The organism is Nocardioides sp. LHG3406-4, assembly GCF_049897745.1.
Classification (GTDB): domain Bacteria; phylum Actinomycetota; class Actinomycetes; order Propionibacteriales; family Nocardioidaceae; genus Nocardioides.
Genome location: NZ_JAFCWV010000002.1, coordinates 121,907 through 136,265 on the forward strand (window position 1 = coordinate 121,907; position 14,359 = coordinate 136,265).

The 14,359-nt window shown below is 70.4% G+C and carries 15 protein-coding genes and 1 tRNA gene; 4 read left to right on the forward strand and 12 right to left on the reverse strand.

Annotated features, from left to right (window positions below):
• Window positions 1–1,575, reverse strand: coding sequence for a phytoene desaturase family protein (locus ACP7BP_RS06470; protein ID WP_426243644.1), 1,575 nt, complete (start codon window positions 1,573–1,575; stop codon window positions 1–3).
• Window positions 1,576–1,700: 125 nt separating this feature from the next.
• On the opposite strand from ACP7BP_RS06470, the gene ACP7BP_RS06475 reads away from it, so the two are divergent.
• Entirely contained in the window at window positions 1,701–3,845 is a 2,145-nt protein-coding gene (locus ACP7BP_RS06475; protein WP_426243646.1) for an ATP-binding protein, read from the forward strand.
• Here the strand turns inward: ACP7BP_RS06475 and ACP7BP_RS06480 are convergent.
• Together ACP7BP_RS06480 and orn are read right to left on the reverse strand one after the other, a co-directional pair.
• Window positions 3,838–3,913: transfer RNA gene (locus tag ACP7BP_RS06480), tRNA-His, on the reverse strand. The two genes, ACP7BP_RS06475 and ACP7BP_RS06480, sit on opposite strands and share 8 nt — an antisense overlap.
• A 47-nt stretch (window positions 3,914–3,960) precedes the next feature.
• Window positions 3,961–4,593 (reverse strand): oligoribonuclease, encoded by a 633-nt coding sequence (orn, locus tag ACP7BP_RS06485; protein WP_426243648.1) that lies wholly within the window; start codon window positions 4,591–4,593, stop codon window positions 3,961–3,963.
• Window positions 4,594–4,669: 76 nt separating this feature from the next.
• Here orn and ACP7BP_RS06490 point away from each other — a divergent pair, with 76 nt between their 5' ends.
• From ACP7BP_RS06490 to ACP7BP_RS06500, 3 genes are all read left to right on the forward strand, one after another.
• Complete coding sequence (locus ACP7BP_RS06490) at window positions 4,670–4,924, forward strand: hypothetical protein (protein WP_426243649.1); 255 nt, start codon at window positions 4,670–4,672, stop codon at window positions 4,922–4,924.
• 22 nt (window positions 4,925–4,946) lie between these two features.
• Entirely contained in the window at window positions 4,947–5,981 is a 1,035-nt protein-coding gene (locus ACP7BP_RS06495) for an adenosine deaminase (RefSeq protein ID WP_426243651.1), read from the forward strand.
• 301 nt (window positions 5,982–6,282) lie between these two features.
• Complete coding sequence (locus ACP7BP_RS06500; RefSeq protein ID WP_426243652.1) at window positions 6,283–6,633, forward strand: DUF3263 domain-containing protein; 351 nt, start codon at window positions 6,283–6,285, stop codon at window positions 6,631–6,633.
• A gap of 25 nt (window positions 6,634–6,658) precedes the next feature.
• On the opposite strand, the gene ACP7BP_RS06505 is transcribed toward ACP7BP_RS06500, so the two are convergent.
• The 9 genes from ACP7BP_RS06505 to ACP7BP_RS06545 all read right to left on the reverse strand — a co-directional run bounded on the left by ACP7BP_RS06505 (window position 6,659) and on the right by ACP7BP_RS06545 (window position 14,076).
• The gene (locus tag ACP7BP_RS06505; protein WP_426243654.1) at window positions 6,659–6,865 is read right to left on the reverse strand and encodes a hypothetical protein; all 207 of its coding nucleotides are present in this window, start codon (window positions 6,863–6,865) and stop codon (window positions 6,659–6,661) included.
• Between the two features lie 232 nt (window positions 6,866–7,097).
• Complete coding sequence (locus tag ACP7BP_RS06510; RefSeq protein ID WP_426243656.1) at window positions 7,098–7,400, reverse strand: hypothetical protein; 303 nt, start codon at window positions 7,398–7,400, stop codon at window positions 7,098–7,100.
• On the reverse strand, window positions 7,397–10,225 hold the full coding sequence (locus tag ACP7BP_RS06515) for a N,N-dimethylformamidase beta subunit family domain-containing protein (protein WP_426243658.1): 2,829 nt from the start codon (window positions 10,223–10,225) through the stop codon (window positions 7,397–7,399). The genes ACP7BP_RS06510 and ACP7BP_RS06515 overlap by 4 nt, the downstream gene beginning before the upstream one ends.
• Window positions 10,226–10,260: 35 nt before the next feature.
• Window positions 10,261–10,599: a hypothetical protein gene (locus ACP7BP_RS06520; RefSeq protein ID WP_426243660.1), complete on the reverse strand. Its 339-nt coding sequence runs from the start codon at window positions 10,597–10,599 to the stop codon at window positions 10,261–10,263.
• 1 nt (window position 10,600) lies between these two features.
• Window positions 10,601–11,029: a hypothetical protein gene (locus ACP7BP_RS06525; protein WP_426243662.1), complete on the reverse strand. Its 429-nt coding sequence runs from the start codon at window positions 11,027–11,029 to the stop codon at window positions 10,601–10,603.
• A 107-nt stretch (window positions 11,030–11,136) separates the two neighbouring features.
• On the reverse strand, window positions 11,137–12,306 hold the full coding sequence (locus tag ACP7BP_RS06530; RefSeq protein ID WP_426243663.1) for a hypothetical protein: 1,170 nt from the start codon (window positions 12,304–12,306) through the stop codon (window positions 11,137–11,139).
• Entirely contained in the window at window positions 12,303–12,968 is a 666-nt protein-coding gene (locus ACP7BP_RS06535) for a hypothetical protein (RefSeq protein WP_426243664.1), read from the reverse strand. Before ACP7BP_RS06535 ends, ACP7BP_RS06530 begins: the two co-directional genes overlap by 4 nt.
• Before the next feature lie 3 nt (window positions 12,969–12,971).
• Window positions 12,972–13,163 carry a hypothetical protein gene (locus tag ACP7BP_RS06540; RefSeq protein ID WP_426243666.1) on the reverse strand — a complete coding sequence of 64 codons (192 nt, stop codon included), beginning with the start codon at window positions 13,161–13,163 and terminating at the stop codon, window positions 12,972–12,974.
• A gap of 115 nt (window positions 13,164–13,278) precedes the next feature.
• Window positions 13,279–14,076: a hypothetical protein gene (locus ACP7BP_RS06545; RefSeq protein ID WP_426243668.1), complete on the reverse strand. Its 798-nt coding sequence runs from the start codon at window positions 14,074–14,076 to the stop codon at window positions 13,279–13,281.
• Window positions 14,077–14,359 lie beyond the last annotated feature (283 nt).

The following is a 14,359-nucleotide window of genomic DNA, read 5'->3' on the forward strand; positions in this document are numbered from 1 at the left end:
TCAGCGGGAGGCCAGCACGGCCTGAGCGGCGTTGTGGCCACCGAGCCCGGACACGGCCCCGCCGCGGCGGGCGCCGGATCCGCAGAGGAGCACCGACGGCGAGCCGGTCTGGACGCCCCACTGCCTGGCCGGGGTGTCGAGGCGTGCACGGTTGGGCGCCCACGGCCAGTCCAGGTCGCCGTGGAAGATGTGCCCGCCGGGCATGGCGAGGTCGGCCTCGACGTCTTGGGGGATCTTGGCCTCGATGCAGGGCCGGCCCTGCGCGTCGGTCGCCACGCACGCCGCGAGAGGCTCGGTGAGGTGGGCGTCGATGGAGGTGAGCGCGCGTTCGACGGCCAGTGCCCGCGCCGCGGACGTGTCGCCCTCGAAGAGCGACGCGGGGGTGTGCAGCCCGAAGTAGGTCAGGGTGTGCGCGCCGGTGCCGGCGAGCTCACCGAGGATCGACGGGTCGGTGAGGGAGTGGCAGTAGACCTCGCCAGGGAGTACGGCGGGCAGCCGGCCGGCAGCCGCGTCGGCGTACGCCGCCTCAAGCTGCGTGTAGTCCTCGTCGAGGTGCAGGGTGCCGGCGAAGGCCAATCGAGGATCCAGCCCGGACTTGAGTCCCGGCAGCCGGTCGAGGAGGAAGTTGACCTTGAGCTGTGAGCCCTCGGGCTTGGTCACGGGGTCCTCGGGCTCCCCGAGAAGGATCTGCAGCACCCAGGGCGCGACGTTCGCCAGGACGTGGCGTCCGACGACGGTGTGGTCGCGGCTGCCGTCGTGCCAGGTGACCTCGGCCTCGTCGTCGCCCGGCGCGATCGTGCTGACCCCCGCCGAGGTGATGATCTCCACGCCGGCTGCGACGGCGGCTCGGGCCAGGGCGTCGGTGACTGCGCCCATCCCGCCGACCGGCACCCGCCACTCGCCGGTGCCGTTGCCGATCAGGTGGTAGAGGAAGCAGCGGTTCTGCGCCAGCGACTGGTCGTGCATCGAGGCGAAGGTGCCGATGAGCGCGTCGGTGGCGACCACGCCGCGCACCGTGTCGTCGCCGAACCGTCGCTCGATCGCCTCGCCGAGGGGCCGCTGCACGATGTCGCGCCAGATGCGCTCGTCGACCTCGGAGGCGAGGACGCGCTCGGTCGGCAGCGGCTGCATGAGGGTGGGCGCGACCGCCTGCGCGAGCTCGGCCACCTCGCCGTAGAACGCCTGCCACGCGTCGTACTCCTCGTCACTGCCGGTGAGCGCGGCGAACGACTCACGGGTGCGGCTGCCCTCGGGGCGCTCCACGAGGAGCCCACCGTCGCGACCGTTCCGGACGTACGGCGTGTAGGAGGCGGTCGTTCGCGGCGCCAGGGAGATGTCGAGGCCGAGCTCGCGCACCAGCTGCTCGGGCATCAGCGAGACGAGGTAGGAGTAGCGCGACAGCCGCGCCGGCTGTCCCGGGAAGGCCTGTGCCGACACGGCTGCGCCGCCCGGGTGCCCGAGCCGCTCGAGCACGACGACGGACAGCCCGGCCTGGGCGAGGTACGTCGCCGCCACCAGCCCGTTGTGGCCGCCGCCGACCACGACCACGTCGTACCTGCTCTGCTCGGAAGTCACCGGGACAACGTAGTGCAGGTGAAACTTGGTCGGTTCTTCCGCACGGGGGGCTGGGAGGCCATAACCTCGTCTCGGTCAGGAGGGGCCGCGCCCAACGTCGGGTCGGGACAAGGAGTGTCGTGTACGTGAAGTCCTGGGGGGTCGGCCTGCTCGGGTTGATGGCAGGCACAGGCTTCCTCGCGATCACCGTCATGCCGACGGGCAGTCACACGGGGGCGATCTGGCCGACCGGGCTCGCCGCCGGCCTGCTCCTGCTGGGCGGGCGCGCGCGGCGGGTCGAGGTGGGCGCCCTGGTCCTCCTGGTGAGCGTCGCCACGATGACACTGGCGGGTCGTGAGCTCCTGGAGGCCTCCGGCTGGTCCCTCGGTGTCGTCGCCAGCGCCTTCGTGGTCGCCGAGGTGGTCACCCGGCGCGGGACGCGGCGTGCCCGGCTGCTCGACCACCAGGACGTCGTCCTCTTCCTCGTCGCGATTCTCGCGGGGTCGCTCGTGGCAGGCGCGAGCACCGGCGTGACGGAGCTGCTCGTCGACGGCCCCTACCCGGGTCCGATGGCGCTCGCCACGACCCTGGCCCACCTGAACGCCTACGCGATCGTGCTGCCGTTCTTCATGGCCGTCTCGCGGCAGGGTGGCAATGCCCCGCGTAGCGAGCAGACGCTCCAGTGGGCTGCCCTCGCGATCGCGGTGGTGCTCGTCTTCGGAGTCTTCGCCAACGTCCCGCTGACGGTCCTGCTGCTCGCGCCCGTGCTCTCCTGGTGTGCCCTGCGCAGCTCGATGCGGGCGACCCTCGTCCAGCTCCTCGTCTTCGCCGTCGTGGCCACCACCCTCACCCTGTCGGGAGTCGGCCCGTTCACCCAGGTCGAGCAGTCGCATCGTCCCGACCACGCCATGATCTTTCTCAACCTGTTCGTGCTGGCGTGTGCCGTCTCCTTCCTCCCGAGTGCGATCACCATGGCGAGGCAACGCGAGGTCAGCCGCGGTGCGGCCTCCGAGCGCGATCGGCTTCACAGCCTGCTGAACAGCACCCGTGGCATCGCGATCATCGGCACGGGCCCCGATGGCCTGATCGACCTGTTCAACCCCGGCGCGGAGCGTCAGCTCGGCTACGCGGCCGAGGAGGTGCTCGGGACGTCACCGACGATGTTCCACCGTACGGAGGAGATCCAGCGCCTCGGACTGCTGCTGGGCACCGAGCCGACGCACACCGCCGTCTCACTCGCGCTGCGCGAGCCCGAGCACGCCGGCACCGACGTCGAGTTCGTCACGAAGGACGGCAGCCGGCGGATGCACTCCTTGACGCTGGCCAGGATCCGCGACGTCCACGGCGAGGTGACCGGCCACGTGTGCACGGCCGAGGACGTCACCGAGCGCGTCCGCGCACACGGCACCCTCACGGAGGCGCTGGACACCGAGCGCGAGGCCGTCGAGCGCATGCGCCAGATCGACCAGCTCAAGGACATCTTCGTCTCGAGCGTCAGCCATGAGCTGCGTACGCCGATCACCAGCATCCTGGGCTACCTCGAGGTCCTCGTGGACGGCGGGTTCGGCGAGCTCAACTCGGCGCAGACCGATGCACTCAGGCGTGTCGCGGGCAACAGCGAGCGGCTGTTGGCGCTCATCGACGACCTGCTGCTGCTCAGCGAGATGCAGGACGGGTGCCTGGCGTCCAAGACCTCCGAGCTCGACCTCGGCGCCGTCGTGCTCGCGGCCACCAACGTCGTGGCCCCATCCTGCGAGGGCTCCGGCAAGTCCTTCGACATCCATGTGCCGGCGGCGCGGACGCCGTTCAAGGGCGATCGTGGTCAGCTCGAGCGGGCGGTCACCAACCTGCTGAGCAACGCAGTGAAGTTCACCAACCCTGGCGGGCGGATCGACGTCTCGCTGCGGACCGATGCCGGGGCCGCGGTCATCGCCGTACGCGACACCGGGGTCGGCATCCCCGAGGACGAGCAGCCGCAGGTCTTCACCAGGTTCTTCCGATCGTCCGTGGCCTCCGAGCTGGCCATCCAAGGCAGTGGGCTCGGCCTCTCGATCACCCAGGCGATCGCCGCGAGCCACGCCGGCCGGGTCGAGTTCGAGTCGACCTCAGGAGAGGGCAGCGAGTTCAGGCTCGTCTTCCCGCAGCCCACCGGTGACGACCGGGAGCCGCAGGCGCCCACCCCGGTGACTGACCCGGTCGGGGAACACGCGGTCGAGACGGCGACTGCCCCCAGCCTCGACGGCTCGGGGGCAGTGCCAGGACCAGGTCTTCGACCTGCTGGATTGGGGTGAACGACGGGACTTGAACCCGCGACATCCGCGACCACAACGCGGCGCTCTACCAGCTGAGCTACGCCCACCACGAAGCCCCGACATAGCCGGGGCCGCGACGAGAAGTATAGGGGTATCAGGCGGGGTTCTCCGCATCGGGCCGCAGCCCGGTGATCGCTCCGCCGTGCCGTGCCGCGATCTCCTTGGCGACAGCGCTCTCGGGCCCGGGCGAGGGTACGAAGACGGCCTCGCGGTAGTAGCGCAGCTCCTCGATGCTCTCCTGGATGTCGGCCAGGGCGCGATGGTTGCCGCGCTTGGCGGGCGAGGAGAAGTAGGCGCGGGGGAACCACCGGCGCGACAGCTCCTTGATGGAGGAGACGTCCACGTTGCGGTAGTGCAGGGAGCTCTCGAGCGTCGGCATGTCCCGGGCCAGGAACGACCGGTCGGTCGCCACGGTGTTGCCGGCGAGCGGCGGGCGGCTGCCTTCGGGACAGTGCTCCCTGATGTAGTCGAGCACCTGCTTCTCGGCCTCGGCCATCGTCAGGCCATTCTCGAGCTCGAGCAGCAGCCCGGACGTCTCGTGCATCGTGCGCACGAACTCGATCATCTGCTCGAGCGCCTCGGGAGGCGGCTTGATGATCACGTCGACACCGTCGCCGATGACGTTGAGGTCGAAGTCGGTGACCAGCGCCGCGACCTCGATCAGGGCGTCGGCCCGCAGGTCGAGCCCGGTCATCTCACAGTCGATCCAGACGAGTCGTTCGTTCACGGTCGACCACCCTACCCACGGCGTACGCCGCCGGGTCGATCGCCCGCGCCCGGCACCGCACGCCTACGATTCGAGAGTGCAGGTCGAACGCGTGCAGAAGTGGATCATCTCCGCCCTGGTGCTGACGACCGCCGCGCACTTCGCTGCGGGCCTGGTGATCCTGGCCAACACCGTCGACCGCCCCGGTGCCTTCCCGGTGCTGCTCGTCATCGCCACCGTGGTCTGCGTGCTCGCCATCGTCGGCGTCCGTGTCATCAACCAGCGCTCGATCCTGACGCCGTGGCTGCTCTTCGCGGGGATTCCGGTCGCCGTCGGTTTCTACTTCTCCTGATCTCGCTGCCAGACTCCGGCGAATGAGCATCGCCGCCTTCATCGCAGGTCTGCCCAAGACCGAGCTCCACGTCCATCACGTCGGGTCGGCCTCCGAGCGGATCGTGCGCGAGCTCGCCGAGCGGCACCCCGGCACGGTCCCGACTGATCCCGACGAGCTGCGCCGCTTCTACGAGTTCCGAGACTTCGGGCACTTCATCGAGGTCTACCTGGCCGTCGTCGACCTGGTCCGTACCCCCGAGGACGTGCGGATGCTGACCTACGAGGTCGCCCGGGAGATGGCCACGGAGCAGCACGTCCGGTACGCCGAGCTCACCTGCACGCCGTACACGTCGGTCCGGCCGCACGAGGAGGGTCGCGGCATGCCCATCGAGGCCTACACAGAGGCGATCGAGGACGCGCGCGTGGCCGCGGAGCGCGACTTCGGCCTGGTGCTCCGGTGGATCTACGACATCCCGGGTGAGGCCGGGATCCCCTCGGCCGACGCCACCCTCGACTGGGCGCTCAACCACCGGCCGGAGGGGCTCGTCGGCTTCGGCCTGGGCGGACCCGAGATCGGCGTGCCGCGGCCGCAGTTCGAGCCGCACTTCACCGCAGCGCGCGCGGCCGGCCTGCACTCGGTGCCGCACGCCGGCGAGACCACCGGCCCGGAGACGGTGTGGGATGCCATCAACCTTCTCGGGGCCGAGCGCATCGGGCACGGCACGTCGGCCGCGCTGGACCCGGCGCTGCTCACCCACCTGGCCGAGACCGGGATCGTGCTGGAGGTGTGCCCGTCGTCCAACATCGCGACGCGTGCCGTGGCCGCCCTGGCCGAGCACCCGATCGTGGCGTTCCGCGACGCGGGCGTGACCGTCACCGTCAACTCCGACGACCCGCCGATGTTCGGCACCACCCTCAACCGCGAGTACGAGATCGCCGCCGACCTCCTCGGACTCGACCAAGCGGGCGTCGCCGAGCTGTCGCGCGTGGCCGTCCGGGCGTCGTACGCACCGGAGGACGTGAAGGCGCGCCTGCTCTCCGAGATCGACGAGTACGCCGCCGCGACGCGCCTCTGACGGCGTGTCCCGCAGGACACGCCGGACGACGCAAACTCCTCGCGCAGACCCCTTGATCGGGCCGGGCCCAGGGCGGTAGAACTGGGCCTGTCGGAAGGACTTCGGTCCCGAAGACACCGGAACCCCGGCAACTCATACTTGCCGGGGTTCCACCCATTTTTGAGTCTGAATCAGCCCATCTGACCGGCTCGATGTAGCAGCAAAGTAGCAACTCCTCCATTTGCAGGCTCCAGGGTCATGTCGGTGCGGCCGCGTACGGTCCGGCTCGGATCGCGATCACCAGCCGCAAAGGAGAGCAGTGGTGCCGGAAGACATGAACGACGACACCCAGCACCACCCCACAACTGCTACCGGCCCTCTCACTGACATCGAGCGCATGGTCATCGAGTTCGCTCGGATCAACATGCGCAACGACGGGCGGCGCGACGAAGCCATCCGCACCCTCTTCGGGTGGAGCCCCACCCGCTACGCGCAGGTCGAGGTTGCCCTTCTCGACCGACCAGAGGCGCTGGCGTACGACGCTCAGACCATCCGGCGGCTGCAGCGTCTACGCGAGCAACGCCAGGAGCGCAGGCGGACCGGATCGAAGGGCATGGCGACGAGGCCCGACGTCCGTGGCCTCCGGCCCGCTGCCGGGCTGGGGCTCGTGTAGGTCCATTTCACGCGCGGACCGCAGTTCAGTGCTCCTCGACAGGTCGCACCTGGTCGGACGCGACGCTGGTCAGGTGGTTCATGTGGTGCTCGTCGGTGTAGGAGACGTCCGCGGTCCAGGTGTCGTCGTCGTGCTGGGTCCACATGCGGAGTTCGCCTGGGTACCAGGTGCGGTCGATGAGGACGGCGATCAGTGGCCGCTCCCAGCCCTGGTAGACGATGCGCTGCTTCACCCTCCCAGCGTGACAGGCGGAGCCGACACCGCCGAGCGAATCCCGAGACGACCCCCGGGGGCTTCCCCTGGTCCCGGGGGCCAGCGGGTGCTGCCACCGCTGTTCTGGCACCCGCCACCCGCGTGGTACCCACGTTGACGGTCACCATTCCGCTGGTCTAGTCGCTGCCTGCGGACGCACGAAAGCGCCCCGCCACCCGGGTGAGGGGTGGCGGGGGCGTCGTGGGGCTGAGTCAGACGACGGAGATGCTGTCGTTGCGACATGCGAGCAGGATGACCTCGGGTGAGTCGGTCAACTTGACCCACAGGTACCAGCGGCCGATCTGGTCGGCGTTGTCGATGAGCAGGGAGACGCTGGCCGTTGACCCAGTCACTTCTTGTTCGTCCGGGGCCTGCCAGCCGTCGTCCGGGGCCTTGGTCGTCGAGCTGCCCAGGCTGACCTCGAACGTGGCACCCGCGAGCGACGCGTCGTTCTTCTCTGCCAAGGCGGCGGTGACGAACTCCTTGGCGCCAGCTGTGACGTCGATGGTTCTCACGGGGCCTCCAGTCGGGTGGTGAAGCGGGCTGGTGCGAGGGCGGCCGCCGCGAGGCGCGGTGGTGCCAGGGTGACGGTCAGTGAGATGTCGCGGCCGGGGCTCGGGTTGCCACCGGTGGCGGTGCCGACCCAAGCCAGCGTGCCTCCAGCGGCGCCCGAGCGGGTCGTGGTGCCACTGGCGGTCCCGGCGATCTGCAGGGTGCCAGTGGCGCCGCCACGGGACTCTCGGCGGCCGGACGCGGTGCCGAGCCAGGCGAGGGTGCCGGTCGCGGTCCCGCTAGGCCCTGACGCTCCCTCGGCGGTGCCGGACCAGCTGAGGGTGCCGGCCGCCTGGCCGGACCGGGCGGTGGCTCCGGAGGCTGAGCCGGTCCAGGCGAGGGTGCCGGAGGCTGCGCCTTCGCCGGGCGGCGGGCCGGGCAGCGCGTAGGCGGTGGCCAGGTCGACGACCGGGGTCGGCTCGACGAACCCGTCGCCGGCGACCAGCGAACCGGTGGCCTCGGCGCCCAGGTCGTAGAGCACGTTGAGGGTGGCCTGCACGGCCTCGTCGGTGGCGACGTTGCCGCCGCGGTCGTGGAGGTCGTCGAGGGCCCAGCCCCACTGGGTGGTGTTGGCGTTGAAGACGTACGCCGCGCCGCTGGCGACCATCTGGAAGGCGTGGGTGTAGGTGCCGTCCTGGTTGTAGTCCTCGCCGTTGATGTCGGAGGCGTTGTACTCGAGGTTGACCGTCGACGCCGAGAGCGCGGTGGACGGGAGGTCGTCGGCGGGGATGTCCCACTCCATGCCCGCCGTGCCCGCGCCGAAGGTGAACGTCTGGCCGGCGGTCAGCGCGCCGATGGCGTCGCAGTCGCGCCAGATCGGTGCGGTCTTGAGCGCGAACGGGACCTTGACCTCGTCGTTGCGGACGCCGTTGGCGATGAATCGGTCGCCGAGGAGCTCGCTCGAGGGTTGCCGGCCGGGCCAGCGGGTGTCCTGCCAGGTGCCGGTCCAGTCATCGGCGGTGGTGAACGCGGCGCCGGCGACATGGGTGGAGGGCCCGGCCATGGTGTCCTTGCGGCACCACATGACGCGGCCGGTAGAGGTGTCGGTCTGCCCGGTAGGGAAGCCGATCTCGTCGCCGTAGGCCACGCGCCAGAAGAAGTCGTTGCCGGCGAAGTTGGCCACGTTCACGCCGGCGGCGATGAGCTCGACCGTCTTGTCGCGTACGCGCTGAGAGGTGTACTCGTTGTGCCCGGAGAACACGACCAGGCTGCGGCCGTCCATGATCGACGGGTCGTTGTTGATCTGCTCGTTGGTGGCGTAGCCGACCTCGAAGCCGAACCGCTCGAGGAACCGCAGCTGGGGCAGCTCGCCGTTGAGGAAGTTGGTCTGCGGCACGCCATCGCGGGTCCGCATGGGGCGGTCGTAGGACCCGCACAGCGCCCGCGTGGTGGCCCCGCCGGTGCCGGCCAGCGGGCCGCCGGATCCGTAGACCGACTTGCCCGCGGCGCCGAAGTAGTTGTAGGCGCCGCACCAGGTGGAGTCGGAGGCGACGACGAGGATCGGCTTCTTGTTGTTGGCGTCGGAGACGAAGAACGGGACGCCGGCCCAGTTGTCGTTCGGGGCGTCCTTGAAGAAGGCCCAGTAGGCACCGGGGGTGACGTCGGTGGGGATCTCCCACTCGTCGTTGACCGACCAGGCCGAGCACGTGACGGCGCCGTTGGAGCCGGGGATGGTGGCGGGCGCGGGCTGGCTCGCCGGGTCGCCGGCGAAGGACGCGATGCGCCGCGCACCGTCGCCGCCGTACCAGCCCAGGCGCCAGATCTCGACGGTGTACGCCGCGGCGTAGTCGACGGAGAACTGTGCCGTCTGGCCGGGGGTGTAGTACGACGACCGGACGAACGCCGGGATCTCCTCGGCTGGGTAGTCCATCCAGTAGGCCGGTGGGTGCACGTCGTCGGTGAGGGCGTTCTCGTCGGCGATCGAGAGCGCGTCCCCGTTCGTACCGGTCGCTTCGCCCGACCAGGCCAGGACGCCGGCGGCCGAGCCGGAGGACGCGCGCGACCCACCAGCTGCGCCGGTCCACGCCAGGGTCCCGGAAGCGCCGCCCTCGGCCGCTCCGACCACGGGGGCTTCGCCCGAGGCGCTGCCAGCCCAGGCCAGGGCGCCGGCGGCGGCGCCGCTGCGCACCGTCGCCCCGCCGGCTGTGCCGGCCCATGCGAGGACGCCTGTGGCTCCGCCGCTGCGCGCCACGGCTCCGCCCGCCGTTCCTGCCCAAGCGAGGGTCCCCGCCGCACCGCCGGACGGGACCACGGAGACACCGTCGTCGACCTCGACGTCGATCCAGTAGTTCGAGGCGTTGAAGGAGCCGGTCGGGTAGGTCAGTGTCGTCGAGGCGACGAACGTGCCCTGGCCGTTGGCGGCGTTGTCGGCGTTCGGGGCGCTCAGGATCCCGTTGCTGATGCCCGCGGCGCCGGGCCCGGTCGACCAGTACGCGGCCGTGGAGGCGTAGAAGTTGTCCGTCGAGCTCTGGACGACAGCCTTGTACGAGATCCCGCTGTTCAGCGCGACCGGGATCGTGAGCTGCACCCGGTGCCAGGCGCCCAGGTTGGCCGGCACCGAGACGCCGGTGACGGAGCCGAGCAGAGTGCCGGTCGTCCCGGCGCCGGTGACCTGGTAGATCCCGACCGCCAGTGTGGTGGCGGGCGACGTGGCGGGTCGCCAGAGGTACACCGCCTTTGCGGTGGCCGCGGCCGAGACGCCGAACTCCACACCCATCGTGTAGTTGTCGGTGTCCGTTGTGGTGGCCGCGGGACCGTTGGTGGCCGGCCAGAGGCGGAGCAGCGTCATCGGGGGTCACCCCCTCTCGGGTTGGGAGGAGGCGGTCAGGACGCGGTGCTGGTCTCCACGATGGTGGCGGTGTACTCGCCGGCGGCGTTGCTCGTGGCGTCGCCCGTGGTGCGGACAGAGCCACCGACGCAGGTGCCCGCGGCCGATGCGGTCCAGTAGGAGAACTCGGCGACGCTGACGGTGGCGCCGAGACCGGTGAACGGGACTACCCAGATGATGTCGCCGTCGGCGTCGACGGTCCCGTTGACGGCCACCCGGCTGCCGATCACGTTGCTGGTCCCCGCTGCTCCGCGGGCACCGGAGTGAGCCTGGATGTGCGTGATGGCGGTGTCGAGCGCGTTGGCGGCGATGACTGTGCCGGCGTCGTTGAACATGTCAGGCTCCGATCAGGGCGAAGGTGAGGAGGGCGAGTGCGAGCACAGCGATGGCCAGGAGCACGACGACGCCGAAGCTGAGCCGGACGTCGCTGGCACCGCGCTCGCCGCGGAGGGCGGGAGGGATCGGTGCGGCCGCGAAGCCAGACAGGAGCTTCGAGGTTCGCAGCAGGACCTCTACCTGTGGGATGGCCATGATCCGCGCAAGGATCGCAGCGATCGCGGTCACGATGCCGGCAGTGGCAAGGAGTACTGCTCGGACCGAGCCGGGAAGACTCTCGCCGGACTCCTCAAGGATGATGTCGACGATCTGCGGGACGACGAGTCCGAGCGCCAGGAGCGCCGGGATGCCGACCTGCACGGCGGTGCGGAGGGCGGTGCGCAACGGGTTGCGCACCTGGGTGGGCACGGGGCCCGGGATGCTGTTCACGAGATCTCCTTCAGATTGCGGTTGGATATGACGCGGCCGAGCAGCCGACCGAGGACGTTGGCCACGACGCAGAGACGAAGTACGACGGTGAGTCGGGCCATGGCGGGTCACGGGTTGACGACGGCGCCTCGGGCCTCGGCCCTGGTCGCGTCGTACCGGTAGTTGCCGGACCACTCGGCCCAGCCCGGGCCGGACGTCGACGACGGCCCCCAGCCGGTGGGGCGGAAGCGGTTGTCGACGGCGCGGACGTTGCCGTAGGTGCCGCCCTTGGTCTCGAGGTAGAGGTTGTAGCCCTCGCCCTCGAAGTAGTTCCCGCGCAGGGTGAGGTTGTAGATCGACACCCAGGTCGGCTGGATGAACAGGCCCCCGGTGGCGTTGCCGCTCGAGCAGTCGAGCCGGTTGTCAACGAATCGGACGGTCCGAGTGTCGGCGGCGTTCTTCCGGAAGTCCCGCACGGTCGCGGCCTCGTTGTGCGAGTCGCCCGAGGACCGCAGCCCGGTCACGTAGTTGCCCTCGGCCAGCGCGTTGTGCACGGTGCCGGTCTCGAAGAAGCAGATCCCGGAGCCCATGCCGTGCATGTAGTTGCGCTGCAGGGTGCCGACGCCGAGGAACGCGCAGGACCTGGCGATCGCCGCGGCGGACATCATGGAGGCGTCGATCTCGGAGTCGCGGATGACCACGTTCCCGACGGCGGTCGCGGTGCAGCTGGTCGCGCACGTGGTCGTGGTGACGAGGAAGCTGTTGTGGTAGCCGGTGCTGCGGGGCTGGATGCAGGTCTTCTCGACGGTGATGTCACCGGCGGACAGGTCGAGCGGCACGGTGACGCGGACGCCGCGGATGAGGGCGCCGCGGGCGGGGCGTGCTGGGCCGGTGTACGCCGGGAGCGCTGCGCAGGTGAGGCCGTGGGGTGCGAGGCCGACGTTGCGGTCGTTGAGCTCCCAGCCGCGCAGAGCCTTGGGCTCTGCCGTGGGCGGGGTGGCCGTGGGCGTGGAGCTCGGCGACGGTGTGGGCGTGACCGTGGGCGTCGGGCTCTCACTGGGCGTCGGTGCGGGGGTCGGCGTCGGTGCGGTGATCCCTGCGAGCTCGTCGAAGCGGCAGCGGTTGTACGCGAGCGCCTTGGCCTGCGTGATCGTGCCCGTGGGGTAGGCGCACGTCGATTCGGCCGGCGGGGTGTCGGACTGGGCGGGCTGAACCACGATGGCGCCCACGACCATGAGGGCGACCGCTCCGATCAGGACCGACGTGGTGACACGGATGGTCCACCGAGTCGAGTTCATGACTCGCCCTCGTCGACCTTGGCGAGGATCGCGTCGACGTCCTCGCTGGACTTTCGCGCCTCCTCGATGAGGCGGAGGTCGCGCTTGTAGGAGCCCTTCCGGGCCCGGTCGGCGGCATCGTGGGTCTGCTGGAGCAGCTTGCGGTCTGCCTCGGTGAACATGTCGTCCTCCTGTGACCGCTTCCAGCGGTCGTAGTTGAAGGTCTTCCGGGTGTCTGCGGGGTGCCACGAGTCGTCGAGCGCGTGGCCCTTCATGCCGTTGCGGGGCGGCTTGGCCTGGTAGTCGGCGATCTGGCCGGCGACGAGGTCGCCCTTCGGGGCGGGGCAGCCGAGGGAGAGCATGTGGATGTGGTCGGACCAGAGCCGCGGGGTGAACCAGCGGTAGAACGCGGCCCAGCGGTGAGCGCGGAGGAACCGCTGGGCTTCCCACCAGCCGAGGCCGACGATCTGGACGTCGAACGCTGAGCACATGTCGTGGGTGCCGGCCGACTGCGGTACGCCGGTGTTCCACGGCGGCTGGATGACGATGAGGCGGGCGCCGGGGTGCTTCTTCGCGAGCTCCTCGATGGTCCACTCGAGGTGGGCGGTGCAGTAGGCGCAGGCGCGGAAGGTGCGGCCGCCCAGGGTTACCGTCGAGACGGTGGCGAGCGAGGCGCTGGCCACGGGTCAGTCCCCCTCATTGACGAAGTGCGGCGTCGGACACGCTGGGTCTGAGCAGTCGTGCTCGAAGTCCTGGCGATCGTTGAACGACACGTCCTCTGAGGCGTCGTAGCAGGAGTACCGGTGCCCGGGGTCGCCCGTGCAGTGCGCCTCGTAGGGTCCTGGGTCGGCGCAATTGCCCGGCCGGATCTTGCTCATCGCGTCCTCCTGAGTCATTGGTGGAGCCACCACTCGCGGCGGCACTGGTCGAGGGGCTGGCGGCAGTACGGGCACAGCGGCTCCCTTAGCCACTCGACGAGGCGACGGAGCCAGGTCACGACTTCCGGCGCCGGCGGAACCGGAAGGCGGCCGCGATTGGGTTGTGGTCGAACGGCTTAACCCGATCGAGCACGCGGGCCTTGATGAGTCGCAGGCCGCGGGTGAACCGCATGCCGTCGATGAGTCGGCCGCCTCGGTGGGTGCCGCGCCCGGGGAGGCGCTTCGCGGTCCAGACGGCGACGCCGCCGGCCTTCTCGAGCAGCTGCCGGGCCCAGGCCTTGAACTGGTTGACGTTCTCGTCGGCGGTCTCGACGATCTGGCAGCCGGGGTACTGCTTGCGGAGCCGCTTCTTGAGCCGGCGTCGACCGACCAGGACGTCGACGGCGATCCGTGCCCGGTCGTTGGTCTTCAGGGCGTTGCCGCCGTCGGTGCCCGAGGGTGGGTGGAGCCCGATGACCGGGACCACGCGGCCGAGCGCTCGGTGCCGGAGCGGCTGGATGATGCCGTGCACCCGGGGGCGGGGTCGGCCGTCGTCGAGGCGGAACGTCCGCGCGGTGAGCGGCTCGGCCCACCCCTTGTCTACGGCCTCCCAGACGGCGGTGTCCCACGTGATCGCGCACTCGTCGCGTCCGGTGTCGCCCTTCGGCCCGTCGTGGAAGATGTTCCAGTCGCCGGGCTTCCACGGGGTGAGCTGCGTCGTCTCGGTGAGCACCAGCACGGAGACCGGCACACCAGCGACGTCCTGGTCGATGACGCTGCGGACGAGCCGGCGCCAGGCGTCGGGGTTGGCGTTCCAGAGGCCGGCGGCGTGGCCGACGACGAAGTCCGGGGCGGGCTGGGGACGCTTCGGCACGGCTCACCTCCGGGTTGGGTCAGGCGGATGGCGGGGCAGGAATCCCGCTGCGCTAATCTGCGGGCCATGCGGGGGCTATGCGGTGGTGTGCTGTTCGCTGCTCTCGTATTGAGCGGCTGCGCCGCAACCGACGACGGCCAGCACCCGGGCGGGTGGAGGAACGCGTGCCGTGACTACGTCCGCGCGTCCCTTGCTCCGACGCCAGCCGTTTCGTTCTCCCAAGAACGCGGGGAGTCAGCCGGGCGCAATAGCCGTTGGATCACCTACGGAACGGTCGATACCC